The organism is Butyricicoccus sp., from assembly GCF_977037065.1.
This window is the reverse complement of sequence record NZ_CDRQNY010000003.1, coordinates 56,438-72,865: the sequence shown is the minus strand read 5'-3', so window position 1 is coordinate 72,865 and position 16,428 is coordinate 56,438. Positions and strand designations below refer to the sequence as shown.

Annotated in this window: 10 protein-coding genes and 3 riboswitches; of the genes, 6 read left to right on the top strand and 4 right to left on the bottom strand. The window is 54.1% G+C overall.

Annotated features, from left to right (window positions below; genetic code table 11):
* The first annotated feature begins 14 nt into the window (after positions 1-14).
* The 5 genes from ACWVX6_RS01925 to ACWVX6_RS01905 all read left to right on the top strand — a co-directional run bounded on the left by ACWVX6_RS01925 (position 15) and on the right by ACWVX6_RS01905 (position 11,840).
* Entirely contained in the window at positions 15-4,031 is a 4,017-nt protein-coding gene (locus ACWVX6_RS01925; RefSeq protein WP_455152200.1) for an S-layer homology domain-containing protein, read from the top strand.
* 275 nt (positions 4,032-4,306) lie between these two features.
* A riboswitch (cyclic di-GMP riboswitch) is annotated at positions 4,307-4,395 on the top strand.
* Positions 4,396-4,410: 15 nt separating this feature from the next.
* On the top strand, positions 4,411-5,232 hold the full coding sequence (locus ACWVX6_RS01920) for a transglutaminase-like domain-containing protein (protein WP_455152199.1): 822 nt from the start codon (positions 4,411-4,413) through the stop codon (positions 5,230-5,232).
* A gap of 276 nt (positions 5,233-5,508) precedes the next feature.
* Positions 5,509-5,601, top strand: a riboswitch (cyclic di-GMP riboswitch).
* Positions 5,602-5,738: 137 nt separating this feature from the next.
* Positions 5,739-5,832, top strand: a riboswitch (cyclic di-GMP riboswitch).
* A 55-nt stretch (positions 5,833-5,887) separates the two neighbouring features.
* On the top strand, positions 5,888-9,178 hold the full coding sequence (locus ACWVX6_RS01915) for an S-layer homology domain-containing protein (protein ID WP_455152198.1): 3,291 nt from the start codon (positions 5,888-5,890) through the stop codon (positions 9,176-9,178).
* A gap of 161 nt (positions 9,179-9,339) precedes the next feature.
* Entirely contained in the window at positions 9,340-10,749 is a 1,410-nt protein-coding gene (locus tag ACWVX6_RS01910) for a carbon starvation CstA family protein (RefSeq protein WP_455152197.1), read from the top strand.
* 83 nt (positions 10,750-10,832) lie between these two features.
* Complete coding sequence (locus tag ACWVX6_RS01905) at positions 10,833-11,840, top strand: ATPase P (protein ID WP_455152196.1); 1,008 nt, start codon at positions 10,833-10,835, stop codon at positions 11,838-11,840.
* Positions 11,841-11,896: 56 nt separating this feature from the next.
* Here the strand turns inward: ACWVX6_RS01905 and ACWVX6_RS01900 are convergent, their stop codons facing one another.
* The 4 genes from ACWVX6_RS01900 to ACWVX6_RS01885 all read right to left on the bottom strand — a co-directional run bounded on the left by ACWVX6_RS01900 (position 11,897) and on the right by ACWVX6_RS01885 (position 15,142).
* Positions 11,897-12,151, bottom strand: coding sequence for a nitrilase-related carbon-nitrogen hydrolase (locus tag ACWVX6_RS01900; RefSeq protein WP_455152195.1), 255 nt, complete (start codon positions 12,149-12,151; stop codon positions 11,897-11,899).
* A 204-nt stretch (positions 12,152-12,355) separates the two neighbouring features.
* Positions 12,356-13,225 (bottom strand): L-serine ammonia-lyase, iron-sulfur-dependent, subunit alpha, encoded by an 870-nt coding sequence (gene sdaAA / locus ACWVX6_RS01895; protein ID WP_455152194.1) that lies wholly within the window; start codon positions 13,223-13,225, stop codon positions 12,356-12,358.
* A 15-nt stretch (positions 13,226-13,240) separates the two neighbouring features.
* The gene (gene sdaAB / locus ACWVX6_RS01890) at positions 13,241-13,909 is read right to left on the bottom strand and encodes an L-serine ammonia-lyase, iron-sulfur-dependent subunit beta (protein ID WP_270383962.1); all 669 of its coding nucleotides are present in this window, start codon (positions 13,907-13,909) and stop codon (positions 13,241-13,243) included.
* 12 nt (positions 13,910-13,921) lie between these two features.
* The gene (locus ACWVX6_RS01885; protein WP_119189859.1) at positions 13,922-15,142 is read right to left on the bottom strand and encodes a dicarboxylate/amino acid:cation symporter; all 1,221 of its coding nucleotides are present in this window, start codon (positions 15,140-15,142) and stop codon (positions 13,922-13,924) included.
* Between the two features lie 382 nt (positions 15,143-15,524).
* On the opposite strand from ACWVX6_RS01885, the gene ACWVX6_RS01880 reads away from it, so the two are divergent.
* Positions 15,525-16,415, top strand: coding sequence for a LysR family transcriptional regulator (locus ACWVX6_RS01880; RefSeq protein ID WP_117752182.1), 891 nt, complete (start codon positions 15,525-15,527; stop codon positions 16,413-16,415).
* Positions 16,416-16,428: the final 13 nt, after the last annotated feature.

The window sequence follows — 16,428 nt, the reverse complement described above, 5'->3', positions numbered from 1 at the left end:
AGGAGGAGAATGGCATGAGTAAAAAGCAGATAATACGACGGCGAGGTTTGTGCGGACTGCTGGCTCTGGTGATGTGTATAGGGGCGATGCCCCCGACAGCCGGGGCGGCGGTGACGGCAGAAAACGACTGGGAGATCTTTGATGCCTCAGACACCTACAATCTGCCGGGCACACAGGAGCAGATTTTGCAGGAGATGATCAAGAGCCCCGAATTTGCGGAGCAGTGGGCGGCTATTGCAAACAATGTTTTGTCAAAAACGTACGATAACGACAACAATGAACACGGCTATCATGAGCCGTATACCGCTCTGACTGCGGCAGATTACGCAAAGGTACAGTATACATCCAAGGGCCTGCGGGATGCTGTCAGCAGCGTTGTTGACCAGGGTGCGGTTTTGAGCGGATCGGGTGTTTTGAACAGCCTTCCGGAAGAAGAAACCCCGGTTTATTATGTCTCTACCAGAGCGGAGAAGGAACGCGATGACCATCACTCTTATGTAAGTACCGGCTACGGCTACTATGTGCAGGCGTTCTACGACTTTGAAATTCAGGGTATTGCGAATCGGTTTGAAACGCCTTCCATCGAGACGGATGACACAACGGCATCGCTCGAACAGAAGGGCTACCGGTTTAATCTGGGCGGCAGCTCGGACAGCTACAAGGTAACGGCGGAAAACCGCAACGACTTTGAAAACACGGTCGAGAAAAGCTACACCTATGAAAAGAGCACCACGACCTCGACTACGGTTTCCAATACCTATTCGCAGAACTGGACCGAGGAGACCACGGTAGGCGTTGAATTCAGCGTGCCCGTTCTGACCGCGCTTTCGCCCACTGCCAAGGTAGAGCAGAGCTTTTCCTACTCCTACGGCATGGAAAAGACCTACGAGAGCAGCAAGGAGGAGTCCTACGCGCAGTCCATTACGGATACCATCTCCGTACCGCTGCCGGCACATACGGGCATTGACATCAATGTCGATGTGACCGACCTGCAAACGACCATCCCCTATACCGGCGCGGTGTACATCAAGTATAAGACCATGCTCCTCTCAGTTACCGGTTATCATCGAACCAAGTCGAACGGTGTCTCGATGGACAGCTGGAGGGGACGGGAATTCAAGCAGTATACCTTCGGCCGAGACGGCAGAAGCGCAATCGAAGATCTGGATGCCCGCATCGAAAACCGGAATGTCTCCGGCTACGACCCCGACGGTTTGGATATGAGCACCCTGTATCAGGGCGCATTCAAGACGGCAGCCGATCAGCTGCGCTCCGGTCAGCCGGTTGCGCCGTACTTCGGTTCGTTCCATTACACCTCCAAGAACACCGTCATCACCCCGCAGAAGGTGTACCCGATCTATGCGCTCGATCGTCTGGTGCCTGATACCGAACAGGTCTCGCTGTACGAGCAGCAAAGCCTGCGTCTGGACAGCATCAAGGTCGAGGCGAAAAACGAACACGACGTGGACTGGTACGGCTTCAATCCCCGCCTGAGCGGCGAATGGACGGTTGTGGACGAAGACATGAACGACGCTTCGGAGTACGCCGAGGTCACGACAAACCGCAATGGCTACCCCGTCCTCAATGCACTCAAGCCGAATGACGAAAAGCAACTGTTCCTGCGCTATCAGCCGAAGGATACGATCGAAACAACGGATGATTTCAACAGCGAGCTGATTGAACTGACCATCCTGCCCGTTGTGCTTTCCTCGGTTACGGTAGAGGGCAGCTTTGAGCCGTTCTACTTCAACGACGGCAGCAACACCGCCGATGTTTCGAGCCTGACCGTGACCGCTAAGGACGAGAACGGCAACGACTTCAACGTAACCGACAGGGTCAAGTGGTATGCAGAAGCAAACGATGACATTACGGTTGACGAAACCACGGGCAGCATCAAGTTCACCGCGCCGGGAACCTATCAGGTTTATGCCGTAGTGAACGGCACGGAATCCAACCGTGTACCGCTGCAGGTTCTGCCCGAACGGCAGCTCGATACGCTGACCGTGAACGGCACGATTCCCAATCTCATCTATAATGATGATACGGCGAACACCTTTGACCTGAGCACGCTCAATGTGGAGGCCAAGGATCAGTATGGCGAGGACATGACGCTTGACGATGGCCTGTTCGAGTGGCGGCTTGCCACGGACAAGGGCTATGCCGAAATCAGCGGCAGCGTAATCACCGGTCTTGTAGTCGGCACGGATACGGTTACCCTGTATTATCCGGTCGGACAGGACGAGCAGGGCGAAAAGGTCTATCGGACGGCACAGCCGCTGCCTGTACAGGTGACGGCAAAACCGTATCTGAATGAGCTGTATTATAATGACGGCGCTCCCGCCGCAGTAGAGGGCGCAGAGTATGATCTGTCCCGCATTCCGCTGCTGGCGCGTGATCAGCACGGCAATCCCTGTGGAATTCCGTCGGACATCGAGTGGACGCTGGCAGACACCAATCAGACCAATGCCACGATTGAAAACGGAAAACTGCTCGTTGCGGTCGGCAGTGTCCCGGATGCCTCCTATGCGGATGTGATTCTGGAAGCCTTCTCTGCCTCTGCCGGCAAGACTGCAAAGAATGTCGTTGTTAAGGTCGAACAGCAGCCGACCCTCAAGACAATCCGCGCCGACATGAAGGACGGTTTTGTCCTGCGGCTGGATGAAAATGCGGTTCTTGCAGATCAGTTTACCGCTGTCGGCTACGATCAGTATGGCAGAGAAATGACCGGCGGCAGCTTTGAATGGATTACCTCCAAGCCGGATGTGGTTTCGCTCGAAAACGGAACACTCAAGGCACTGAAAGAAGATTCTACCGAGATCTATGCCCGTTCCGGCGACATCGAGAGTAACCACATTACGCTGACGGTCAATGCCCCGAGACGGCTGATTGCGATCACCGCAGACGGAATTCCGTCGTCCGTTCGGAAAAACACTACGCTGGATCTGTCTGCAGTTAAGGTAACGACGCTCGATCAGTTCGGCAAGGCCTTTACTCCGGAAGAGCTGGCGGCCTATCCGGCTTCTGTACGATGGACGCTGGAAAAGAATGATACGCACGCCGTTATCAGCGGAAATACACTCAGCTTTGGTGATCAGGATGGCACGATGACCCTGATCTGTGCTGCGGTCAATACAGACACCAATGTGATCGTGGAAAAGAAGATTATCATTCGCATCACAGACTCCACCTCCGGCGGAGGCTCGTCCGGCGGCGGCGGTGGTGGCGGCGGCGGAGGAGGCTTCTCCGCACCCAGCTATTCGGTATCTGTAGATGATGTAAAGCACGGCACTGTCACCGTATCTCCCAAATCCGCGTCCAAGGGCGACACTGTGACCATCACGGCAATCCCCGACAAGGGCTACACCCTCGAAAGCCTGACCGTGCTGGACAAGGACGGCAAGGTGCTCGAACTGACCGACAAGGGCGGCGGAAAGTACACCTTCGTCATGCCGGCGGGCAAGGTCACGGTGAAGGCAGTCTTTATGGACGACAACACCATGCTCAACTTCTTCACCGATGTGCACGCGGAGGATTATTACTATGACGCAGTCCTCTGGGCGGCGCAGAAGGGCATTACCGGCGGCATGAGCGACACGCTGTTCGCTCCGAACGCTGCCTGCCCCAGAGCGCAGATCGTAACATTCCTGTGGCGCGCGGCGGGTTCGCCTGAACCGAAGGCGCTGAGCAGCTTCGCGGATGTTCCGGCAGATGCATACTACGCCAAGGCGGTTGCGTGGGCGGTTGAGAATGGTATTACCGAGGGCACGAGCGATACAGCGTTTGCACCCGGCACCATCTGCACGAGAGCACAAGGCGCAGCGCTCCTGTACCGTGCGGCAGGCAGTCCGGCGGTCAGCGGCAGCGCGGCCTTCACCGATGTACCTGCCGATGCATACTACGCCGATGCGGCAGCATGGGCAGAGCAGAAGGGCATCACCGACGGCATCGGAAACGGTCTGTTCGGTCCGCATAACAACTGCACGAGAGCACAGATCGTTACGTTCCTGTACAGAATGTACGGCAGCAAATAAGCAAATCAACCGATGGAAAGCGGCGGCAGGGGAATTCCCCTGCCGCCGTCTGTTTACCGATTTTTTTGCCGCCATTTCACGCTTTGGAGCGAGCTGCATTCCCGGACAAACCGCTGCAATATGAGCGAAAGAGACGGAAAAATGTCATATTTTCGGTAAATCTGCGGCAATGTGTCATAATTTCTTCTTTTTTTGTCAAACCCTGTTGACAAAACACGATAGATGCGCTATAGTGTGGATAAAAGAAGATGATGCAGTCGCTTTGACCGCATCTCAAACGATAATAGCAAACCCACCGAAAGGTGGCGACGCAAAGCTATAGGGCCTTACCCCTCATCGAGAGGGCTGGCAGCCAGTTACCGAAAGGAGATCGCCGGATATGAAGCGGCTTTTTCGTATTGTATGCGCAGTTTTTGCAGCAGCTGCCCTCTCGATGGGCGTTACCGCAGCAGCAGTAAATGATGTTGTGGATATGAGTAATTCCACCCACGGTTATGTTACCGTAAACTACTCCTCGAGTGCAAGGCTCAAGGTTGGTATTCAGTACAACGACGGCAAGACCGTATTCCATGATTGCCCGAGCGGCAAGGATGCTTCCTTCTCTCTCGATAAGGGCAACGGCAAGTACACCGTAACGCTGTACCGCAACGTTTCCGGTACGTCCTATCAGCAGGTCGAGTCCAAGTCCATGAACGTAACCGTTAAGGACAGCTACGCTCCGTATCTGGTTTCCACTTCCGAGGTTCAGTTCTCCAAGGGTGATACGGTATCCGCTAAGGCTGCTGAGCTCTGCAGGAACGCCAAGACCGACGAGGCTAAGGTTATCGCCATCTACAACTACATGGCAAGCCGCTATACTTATGATAACAAGCTGGCAAATGAGATCACCAGCGGCAAGATTACCAAGTACATCCCGGATACCGCCGCTACCCTGAAGGGCACCACCGGTATTTGCTACGATTTTTCCTCGCTGTTTGCAGCAATGTGCCGCAGCCAGGGCATCCCGTGTGCACTGACCAAGGGTTACGCCGGCTCCAGCTACCACGCTTGGAACAAGGTAAACCTGAATGGCAAGTGGTATCAGATTGACCTGACCTATGCGGTTACCCGCAGCGTGAAGAACGCCAAAACCCTGCATGACTGCGTATCTCCGCTGACCTACACCAACACCAGCGATGCGCTTGCAGTAGCTGCGGCTTAACACTTTTTCATTTTATTTTGTATGCAAATGGTCCTGATGGGATACGTTTATGCCCAATCAGCGGCGATTTCTTGCATAAAAAACGATTCCGGATTGAAACTCTTCTTTGCTTTTACAGTATTTGCTTGTTGTTCGCGGGCATTTATGGTATACTGAAGAAGAGGATCCGGAGGATTTCTGTCCGGCTCGGGCAAAGGGCTGTGTATGCAGTCCGGCGTATCTGCCGACAGAAAAGATCGTAAAATTCTGTGCATGACTTCCGTAAAGGGGTACAGATACAGACAAAGGCACAGCCGGTGAAAACCGGTGTCGCAAAGCTAAATGGGCCTAAACGGAAGACTTTCTTCCGCATGGCAGCCGGCTGCCAAAGGTGCTTTATACCCCCTTGCAGAGCTATGCGCGCTGTAAAGGGGGTATTTTATTTGGAGGTTGAAACTGCATTGCATTCTGAGATTATCGCAAACCCACAAACACATGATCTGTGCGGCTCGTTGAGGAGCAAGTTGTACAGACAAAGGCACCATCGGTGAAAGCCGGTCTCGCAAAGCCAGGGGCCTAAACGGAGGTTTTTTTCTCTCCGCATGGCAGCCGGTTGCCAGAAATACATTTGCAATCCCTCTCGATCAGCATGCACGCTGACCAAGGAGGTATTCCTATGTTAAAAAAGAATATGCGTAAACGTCTGCTCGCAGGAGCACTTGCGACTATCATGGCGCTGACCATGTGCCCGACCTGGGCGCTGGCCGACGATGAAGGCATCACTACCCTTCCGGCACCGGAAGACCAGATGCCGGTTGTCGACAGTACTCCCGCAGAAGACACCATTCAAACTCCCGATGCTGGGACCCAAGGACAGCCTGAGGCTCAGGATCCTGCACAGGCACCGTCCGGCGGTACGGACATCGAGGAGACTGGCAATAATAGCAATTCCAATGAAAATGATTCTCAGAATAATGATGCAGTAAGCAATTCTCCGACGGATACAATTAGCGTGCAGGAGGTTCAAATCGACCGCGCATGGAATTGGCAGCAGGAAGCCAAGTACTTCGTGCTTCTGCCGAACCGTGATAAGCCGACGAGCGGCGAAAGCCAGGGCCAAGAAAGCTACCTGCCGAATGACACCTCGGACGGCGGCGTTACCGACCGCGACAATTTCAAAGGCTACAAAGGCTATCTGACCGCGAAGGGCAAGAAGATTGCTGATAAGAATTACAGCATCTACGATGCCACGAACGGTTATACCAAGATTGATGGCGTTGAAAGCGAATATCTGGATCCTCCGGAAAACCTCGGTTTCTTCACCAAGGCCAACTGGTCGGAAGATGGCAAAACCTACATCAAGGATTCCAATCCCTCTGATCCGTTCTCGGTACTGGGCGAAAACTTTAATGTGAATAATATTAGAGTTGTATGGTACACCATTAAGTATCAGGTAGACGGCTATCATGTCGACGGCTATGTAGCCGGTGTTCCGGTTAAGGTTACTTATCATTCTAACTATGGTACTATCCCCGGCACGACCGACGATTCCCGCGAAGTTGCTGCAATGAGCGGTGATACATATACCGTTCTTGATAACATGTTCACCGTCCCGACCGGATTCAGCTTCGGCGGCTGGTATGTTGACGGTAACAAGTATGAAGTTGGCTCTAAGCATCTTCTGATGACCGACCTGCATCTGTACGCAAAGTGGATTCCGAATCCGTATACTGTAACTTGGAAGATTTCTGAGGACGCAGAGGATTCTCTCGATACTCAGGCGGTAAACTACAATGGTTATCCGACTAAGGATCCGAAGGATCAGGCAAGCAAGGCTTCTGACACTCAGTATGATTACAGGTTCAAGGGTTGGAAACTAGCAGGCACTGCAGATACTGCACTGGTTAATCCGAAGGAACGCGCAGTGACTGCGGACGTAACCTACATTGCGGTATTCGAGCCGGTAACGCGCCAGTACACGGTAACTTGGAAGAACTCGGATGACGCTGTAGATCCTCTCGATACTCAGGCGGTAAACTACAATGGTTATCCGACTAAGGATCCGAAGGATCAGGCAAGCAAGGCTTCTGACGCGCAGTATACTTACGAGTTTGCAGGTTGGAAGCTGGTAGGCACTGAAGATACTGCACTGGTTAATCCGAAGGAACAAGCAGTTACTGCGGACGTAACCTACATTGCAGTTTTTAAGCCGATTGCCCGCCAGTACACCGTAACTTGGAAGAATGCTGATAACGCTGTAAATGCTCTCGATACTCAGACGGTTGCTTACAACAACAAGCCGACCAAGGACCCGAAGGATCAGGCAAGCAAGGCTTCTGACGCGCAGTATACTTACGAGTTTGCAGGTTGGAAGCTGGCAGGCACCGCAGATACTGCACTGGTTGACCCGACTACTATCGCAGTGGTTAAGGACGTAACTTACATCGCAGTATTTAAGCCGATTACCCGCCAGTATACCGTAACCTACTACGTTGACGGCGAGAAGCAGGGTGACGAGGAGACTTATAACTACGGCACTCGGGTAAAGATTCGTGACAACGCTGTTAAGGAAGGCCACACCTTCTCTGGCTGGAAGATTGGTAACGAAGCTGCAAAGGAATTCAATATCAAGAGCAACGTTATCATCCAAGGCTTCTTTACACAGAATACGCAGCATTACACCATCAACAAGCACTTCTACAACGAGAAGGACGTTGAGGTTAAGGTAGAGAACGGTAAGACCAAGACCGGCAATGAGTATGCACTGGTTGCTGAGCTTTACAAGAATGATGCGGTAAACCAGACCGTTGACGGCAAGACCTACGTTTACGTTCCGGGTCTGACCAAGGTTACCGATAACCTTGAAAAGCTGACCAAGGACGTTACCATCGACCTGTACTACTACCTTGACGTCAAGGGCGGTGAGAAGCCGGACGAGACCGGCAATGGCACCCCGGACGCATGGGAGTACCGTCTTGCATTCAAGGTTGTAAACGGCGAGTGGAACAACGGCGGCAACGCTGACATCGTTGTTTACGTTCCGTTCAAGGACTATAAAAACGGCGATGAGCTCAAATACGTTGTGGTTCCGATCACCCGTATCCCGGCCGTGGGTGACAAGCCGAACTCCGGCTACCGTGCTGGTTCTTGGGATACGACTCCTGTCGGTAATGCAAAGGTTGAGAAGGACACCGTCTTCACCTATACCTATGCGAAAAAATCCTCCTCCGGCGGCGGCGGTGGCGGCGGCGGCCGCAAGCCTACCGTTACCATTCCGGATAATGTACCGACCGGTCTGAACGGCGATGACCACTATGCTTACATCGTAGGCTATCCGGACAGCACCGTTCGTCCGCAGAACGGCATTACCCGTGCTGAGGTAGCAACCATCTTCTTCCGTCTGCTGACCGACGAGACCCGCAATGCAAACTCTACGAAGACCAACAGCTACTCCGACGTAGCAGCCGGTGCATGGTACAACCACGCAGTTTCTACGCTGAGCGCTATGGGCATTGTAAAGGGTGACAGCCACGGCAAGTTCAATCCGAATGCGCCGATCACCCGTGCGGAGTTCGCTGCGATCGCAGCTCGTTTTGACGACAAGGCCAACACGACTGCTGTTGACTTCAGCGACATTGCATCCCACTGGGCAAAGAACGAAATCAGCGCCGCTTCCAACAACGGCTGGATCAACGGTTATACCGACGGCACCTTCCGTCCGAATAACAAGATCACCCGTGCCGAGGCGATGACGCTCGTAAACCGCGTCCTCAAGCGCCTTCCGGAGACTGCAAAGGATCTGCACAACAACATGATCAAGTGGAGCGACAACTCCGATACTTCCGCATGGTATTACCTGGCCGTACAGGAGGCTACGAACAGCCACTATTACGACATCAAGGGAAACAAGCACGAGAAGTGGAGCAAGCTGCGCGAAACTCGTGATTGGACCGAACTGGAAAAGTAAATACTTTCCTATAAGGGCGAACGAATCCCCCGGCCATTGGTCGGGGGATTTTATTGCGCTGATAGTTTTTTTCTAAAGGAAACAAATTTCGGCAAATTTTTCTTGTTAAAATTATAACATATTGTCCTTGTGGTTTTTATATCATAGGTTCATAATAGGGATTGCCGAAAGGGAAAAGAGGAATTAAAGTTGACTACGTTGTCATGCCGCAGTGGAAGCTGTTTCTGGTACAGCTGCTGAACATCGCCGGCCTTGGTCCGATCTTCGGCGCACTGCAGGGCGCTCTATGGGGTCCGGTCGTATTCCTGTGGATCACATTCGGTACCATTTTTGCCGGCGGCGTACACGATTATTTCTCCGGCATGATCAGTGAGCGAAACGACGGTGCCTCCATCGCAGAGGTTACCGGCAAGTACCTCGGTCACACCATGCAGAATATCATGCGTGTGTTCTCAGTTGTACTGTTGATCATGGTTGGTACGGTATTTGCAGTCGGCCCGGCCGGTTTGATCGTTACGCTGTGCAAGAGCAACGGTGTGTCCGGTGTGCTTTCGACCACGCTGTTCTGGCTGATCCTCATCCTGGTTTACTACTTTATTGCAACCTTTATTTCGATCGATAAGATCATCGGTAAGGTATACCCGCTGTTCGGCATGTGCCTGATCATCATGGCGGTCGGTGTTATCATCGGTATCTTCACCAACCCGAATTACACCATTCCGGAGATTTGGTCTCACCTGTACAATATGCACCCGTCCGGTACGCCGGTATGGAGCTTCATGTTCATCACGGTTGCATGCGGTGCAATTTCCGGCTTCCATTCCACGCAATCGCCGCTGATGGCGCGCTGCATGAAAAACGAGAAGCAGGGTCACTTCGTATTCTACGGTGCAATGGTAGCCGAAGGCATTATCGCACTGATCTGGGCGGCAGCCGGCTGTGCTCTGTATGAGGTCACCGGCGGTCTCAACACCGGTCTGGCGGAAGCGCTGGCAGGCGGTCAGTCCGCAGCGATCTACGATGTATGCTCCAAGACCATGGGCGGCGTTGGTATTGCTCTGGCCATGATCGGCGTTGTTATCTGCCCGATTACTTCCGGTGATACCGCATTCCGTTCCGCTCGTCTGACGCTGTCCGACTGGTTCCACATGGATCAGAGTTCGTACGCAAACCGCCTGAAGCTGTGCATCCCGGTACTCGGTATCGGCGCTATCCTCGGCATCGGCAATGCGACCGGTCTGATCGACTACACGGTTATCTGGCGTTACTTCAGCTGGACCAACCAGACGCTCGCTATGATCGTTCTGTGGGCAGCAGCTATGTACCTGTTTACCGAAAAGAAGAACTTCTGGATTGCAGCTGTTCCGGCTACGTTCATGAGTGCAGTTTCCTGCACCTATTTCATCCTCGCACCGGAGTGCCTCGGCAGCCTGCTGAACAGCAAGACGGCGGACGGCGCGGTAATTTACAATACCGAAGTGGCGTACCCGATCGGTATTGTATTCGCGGCACTGCTGCTCGCACTGTTCATCCGTGCGACCAAGAAGCGCGGCGCAAAGAAATCTGCTTGAATATAATAGCATTGCTGCAGCCGGCCGTTCCTTTGTGCGGTCGGCTGCGGCCATCCATAACGATAATTGCGGGGTGACGGAAAATGTTGAAACCTTATCCGCTCAGCGCGGGACGTATTGATGACGCGTCGCTTGCCGAGGATAAAAAAACCTGTCGGAAAATCGGTCCGTGCGGCATCGGCAGGCATGCCCTCTATTTGAACAGCTTTTTTGTTGACCGGCGGTATTATGTTCCGTTTTCCATGGTAACGCGTGTGTACAAGCGCGTTGCGATGAGCAAGGGCGGCTTTTCCGGCAAGGGCATTTTCGCCACGCTGTCCTATCTGGTCGTGGAGTTCGACGGCGGACAGAAGGTGTGCAATTTCAAGTATGAGCAGCAGGTCGATGAGTTTCTGAGCGTTATCCGAGCTGAGCACCCGTCTATTCCGTGTGTCAGCGCGGCGGCAGAGCAGCGCATTGCCGAGGAGAAGGCTCGCCGGGAGGAAGAAGAGCGCAATCGTCCGCCGATGAGCGCACAGGCGGAGAAAACCGTGCAGGCACTCGATAACGCAATCGACTATCTGGAGCGCCGTCCTGAGCTGACCGAACGACTGAGCGCAGCCGCAAAACGCCGCCGGAACTTTCAGTGTACGAACGGCAGCTACCGCTGGGCCGCTATGGCGATCACATTGCTGGGATTTGCGGCGCTGGCTTACGGTATCGTTTCCTTCGTGCGTCACGGCTCGTTCTCGATTTATTTTACGCTGTTCGGTCTTGCCGCGATTTTCACGTTTGCAGGCTTCAGCGTCCTGCCGACAGCACGCAACAACCGTACCTCCATCATGCAGAATGATGCGCAGGCACAGGAGAAAATGCAGGCTTACCTTGCGGATTATATGAATTTCCCGCTGCCGGCCCGCTATGCACATCCGGTTGTGCTGCGCCGCATGCAGCGTGCCGTCATGGATGGCCGCGCAGTGACCGCTGCGCAGGCGCTCGACGTTGTGAAGGCAGACCTGAAGGCGCTGAACGCGGATGTCACCGTCTCGCAGGAGGAATACGATGAGGTTGTCGCCATCAAGCCCATATTCCTCAATGCGGAGTATCAGTGATAATCAAATGATACAAAAATCCCTCCCGGTTTATGATCAGGAGGGATTTTTTTGGCTTATATGACGTACATATCCGGTCTGCGGAGCGACAGATAGTCCGGATTCCTGCGGATTTTTTGCACCTCCTGCAGATTGATATCGCAGATGAGCAGCTGCTCAGTGTCGTTTGCTTTGACAAGCACCTTGCCGCTCGGATGAATGACGAGCGATTCGCCGGCAAACTGCATTTTGCCTTCTGTGCCGACACGGTTGCACATGGCGATCGAAGCAGATGACGTTGTCGAACGGCGTGCGGAACACCTTGAAGCCATCGTTGGACGGCGTATAGTAATCCTGCTCGTAGAAGTTGATATTCTGTGCGATGTGCACCATTTTTGCAACATCCTGCACGGTTCCGTCCGGCATTACCCATAGAGATGCTTCATTATATCATTTCATTTGGCAAATGAAGAGCGAAAAGGACATTCCCGAGGGGTGGGAATGTCCTGCGAAAAAGAGTATCGATATGATCTGATTTAAGAGCACAGTCCGCATTTCGCACATGCAGACGGTGTGGCAGCGCAGCCGCCGAGGGCAGTCTCGCGCAGCTCGATGGGGATGCGGCGACCGACCGCGTACATGGTATCGAGCATTTCATCGAACGGGATAAACTGGTGAATGCCTGCGAGCGAGAGCTCAGCGGCAACGAGCGCGTTGGCTACGCCTGCCGCGTTGCGGTTCTGGCACGGATACTCGACCAGTCCGCCGACCGGGTCGCAGACCAGACCGAGCATGTTCATCAGCACGGTGGAGGCCGCGTCAAGACACTGCTCAGTCTTGCCGCCCATCAGCTCGACAGCTGCGCTGGCCGCCATTGCGGATGCGATGCCGACCTCGGCCTGACAGCCGCCGACCGCGCCTGCAACGGTTGCGTTGCGCATGGCAAGGTAGCCGATCGCACCGGCGTTGAACAGGGCGTCAATCAGCCGTTCGTCCGAGATGTTGTAGCAGTCCTGCAAGGCAAACAGCATGCCCGGCAGAACACCGGCGCTGCCTGCGGTCGGCGCGGCCACGATAAGGCCCATTGAGGCGTTGACCTCGAGGACGGCCATCGCGTACTGTGCCGCCTTGTGCAGTACATCTCCGCAGATGGAGCGGCCTTTGGCCGCGTGCTGCGCCAGTTTTTTTGCCTCGCCGCCAATCAGGCCGCCCATGGACTTGACCGGCGTTTTGAGCGGTGTCAGCGCGGATGAGCGCATGATTTCGAGTGCCTTCTTCATACGGTGCGTGACCTCATCACGCGTGGTTTCGCCCAGCTGGCACTCGCGGCGGCGCATGATCTCGGAGATGGGGAGCTGCTGCTGCGTGCAGAGTGCAAGCAGCTCGGATGCGTTTTTGAAATCCATAATCTGCTCTCCTCCTTACGGTTCGATGATCATGACATCGTGGACGTTGGGATTGTTTTTGAGCGGTTCCTCAATGCCCTCGGGGAAATGACCGTCCGATTCGACGATCGTGTAAGCGGTGTTGCCCTTGGACTCGCGGAACAGGCGCATGAACGCAATGTTTACACCCTTGTCGCTGAGCACCTTGGTGATGTGCGCCACAACGCCCGGCTTGTCCTGCTGAACGACGATGACCGTGCTGTATTCACCGGTAAAGTCAACCTCAACGCCGTTAATGCGCGCGATGCGGCACTTGCCGCCGCCGAGCGACTCGCCGCGGATGGTCATCACCTGACCGGCGACGTTCTCCATGCGGATGTCCACGGTGTTCGGATGGACATCGGTCTCGGTCTCACACGGCGTGAATGAGTAGGACAGACCGCGCTCGGTCGCAATCGAAAACGAATTGCGGATGCGGGTGTCATCGGTCGAAAAGCCCATGATGCCGCCGAGCAGCGCACGGTCAGTGCCGTGGCCGTGATAGGTCTTGGAGAATGAGCCGTACAGCGTGAAATCTACCTTTTTAAGCGGCGGCGCGATCATCTTGTGCGCCAGATACGCGATAACGGCTGCGCCGGCGGTATGGGAGCTGGAGGGACCGATCATATTCGGTCCCAGCACATCAAAAACACTGATAAAGGACATAGGGGATTCTCCTTACTGAGCGGAGGATTTGCAGATAAACTTGCGGTAGATGGTCTCCACGATCACGCCGATCGCGTTGTCGCCGGAAACATTGCATGCGGTGCCGAACGAGTCCTGCGTGATGTACAGTGCAACCATGATGGCGCAGATCGGGCCGCTCGGGTCGCCGGCCTCGGTGCCGAAGATCATGTACAGGAAGGGCAGGGCGGTCATAATGGAGCCGCCCGGCGCACCGGGAGACGCCACCATGGCAATACCGAGGGTCATGATGAAGGGAATGACCGTGCCGATGGAGATCGGCAGCTGGTTCATCAGGCAGACGGCAGTCGCACAGGCGGTAATGGTGATCATCGAGCCTGCCATGTGGATGTTCGCGCACAGCGGAACCGTAAAGTTGCGGATTTCCGAGGAAACGCCGTCTGCCTCAGCGCACTGCAGGTTGACCGGAATGGTAGCCGCAGAGGACTGGGTGCCCAGTGCGGTTGCGTAGCCCGGAATCTGGTTGCGGATGAGCGTGAACGGGTTCTTGTGGCTGACCAGACCTGCAATTACGAACTGGATGCAGATGCAGATCAGGTGCATGATGATAACAACGATGAATACCTTCCACAGAATACCGAGGATAGCAAAGGTCTTGCCGGACTTGGTCATATCGGTGAACGTGCCGCAGATGTAAAGCGGCAGCAGCGGAATGATGACCTTGTGCAGTACGCAGTCAATGATGCCGGAGAAGTCGGACACACCGTTGTACAGCGTGTTGCCGATGGTCTTGCCGCGCAGGCTGGACATGCACAGACCGAGCACAAACGCCGTAACAACAGCGGACAGCGTGTTCATCAGCGCCGGAATTTCCAGGCTGAAGTACGGCTCCAGCGAGTTGCCTGCGGTTGCGGCGATCTTGTCGAGCGCATCCGCACTCATGAAGTGCGGGAACAGGGTGTCGGCTACAAAGAACGAAGCCGAGCCTGCGATCAGGGTCGAGCAGTAGGCGATGGCAACCGTGATGAGCAGCAGCTTGCCCGCGCCGCTCTTGAGGTTAGCAATGCCCATGGTAACATACGCGAGGATCATCAGCGGGATGATAAACGACAGGAACTGGCTGAAGAACGACGAGAGCGTTACCACAAAGCGGCAGAAGCCTTCCGGCAGGAACTGGCCGAACAGGATGCCGACAATGATGGCGATGATGAGCTTGGGCAGTAATCCGAGTTTGAATTTTTTCTTTTCTTCCATTTCTTTTTCCTCCTTTTTTGGCGGGCAGCACCAAACAATTTGAACTGCGGCACTTTACGGAAAGTGCACTTGTTCGGTTATGCGGTGTTACCCTTTGCGGCGCAGGCCGTTTGTTTGCCCCTCTTTGGTCTGCTGCCGTGGAAGTCTGCCGAGATTTTTTGCCTCCGGACACAAAAAGAACCGCTTATTTTAGGCGAAATGCTATAAAATAGGACGCGGTTTTTGTGTAAAAAGGATAATAAAAAAATCTGTGGTAAACCTCCAATTTCTTTCTTGACCTCTTTGCAGATTTAGTATATTCTGTTTAATGGGTTAAGTCAAATTCATATATTTCATCATTTCGATTCAAAATATTGATAATATAGGGGAGAGAGGGAAATTCATGGAGCTTCGGCAGCTTGCAACCTTTATTCGGGTAGCACAGTTTAAGAGTTTTTCACGCGCAGCAGAGAGCCTCGGCTACTCACAGTCGGCGGTAACGGTGCAGATACGCCAGCTGGAGGAGGAACTGGACACGCGTCTGTTCGACCGCATGGGCAAGCGTATCGCGCTGACCGACACGGGCGAGCGTTTTCTCAGCCATGCGTGCGACGTGATGAATCAGGTCAATCAGGCACGCATGTCGGTCACGTCCACGGCAGAGCTGCACGGTTCGCTGCATATCGGCACGATTGAGTCGCTTGCATGTCTCAAACTGCCGACAGTGCTGCATCTGTACCGCAAATTCAACCCGAAAGTGTCTATCCGCATCACGGTCGGTGAGCCGGAAGATTTGATCGAGCACATGGAACGCGGCGAGCTGGACATGATCTATGTGCTCGATGAGCCGCTGTACAGCAACAACTGGAACAAGCTGATGGAGCAGCGCGAGGAAATCGTATTTGTGGCATCTGCATCGCTGCGCGAGGAGCTGGGCGGAAAAGAGCTGACGATTGAGGAACTGCTCACGCAGCCTTTTTTCCTTACCGAGCAGGATAATTATCGCCGTGTACTCAACCGCCGTCTTGCCGCGCGGCGGACCATCCTTACGCCGTCGCTCGAGTGCGGTGATACCTCGCTGCTCATTCGCATGCTTGAGATTGACCGCGGTGTATCCTTTCTGCCGTGGTACGCAGTCGAGAACAGCGTAAAAGAGGGAAGGCTGATCCGTTTGTCGGTCGAGGACTGCTATATTTCGCTCTACCGCCAGATTTTCAGCCACAAGGAGAAATGGCGCACACGCGAAATGGATGAATTTGTCCGCGTGGCAAAGCTGGCGGACGAGGAAGAATAAGAGTATATAACAA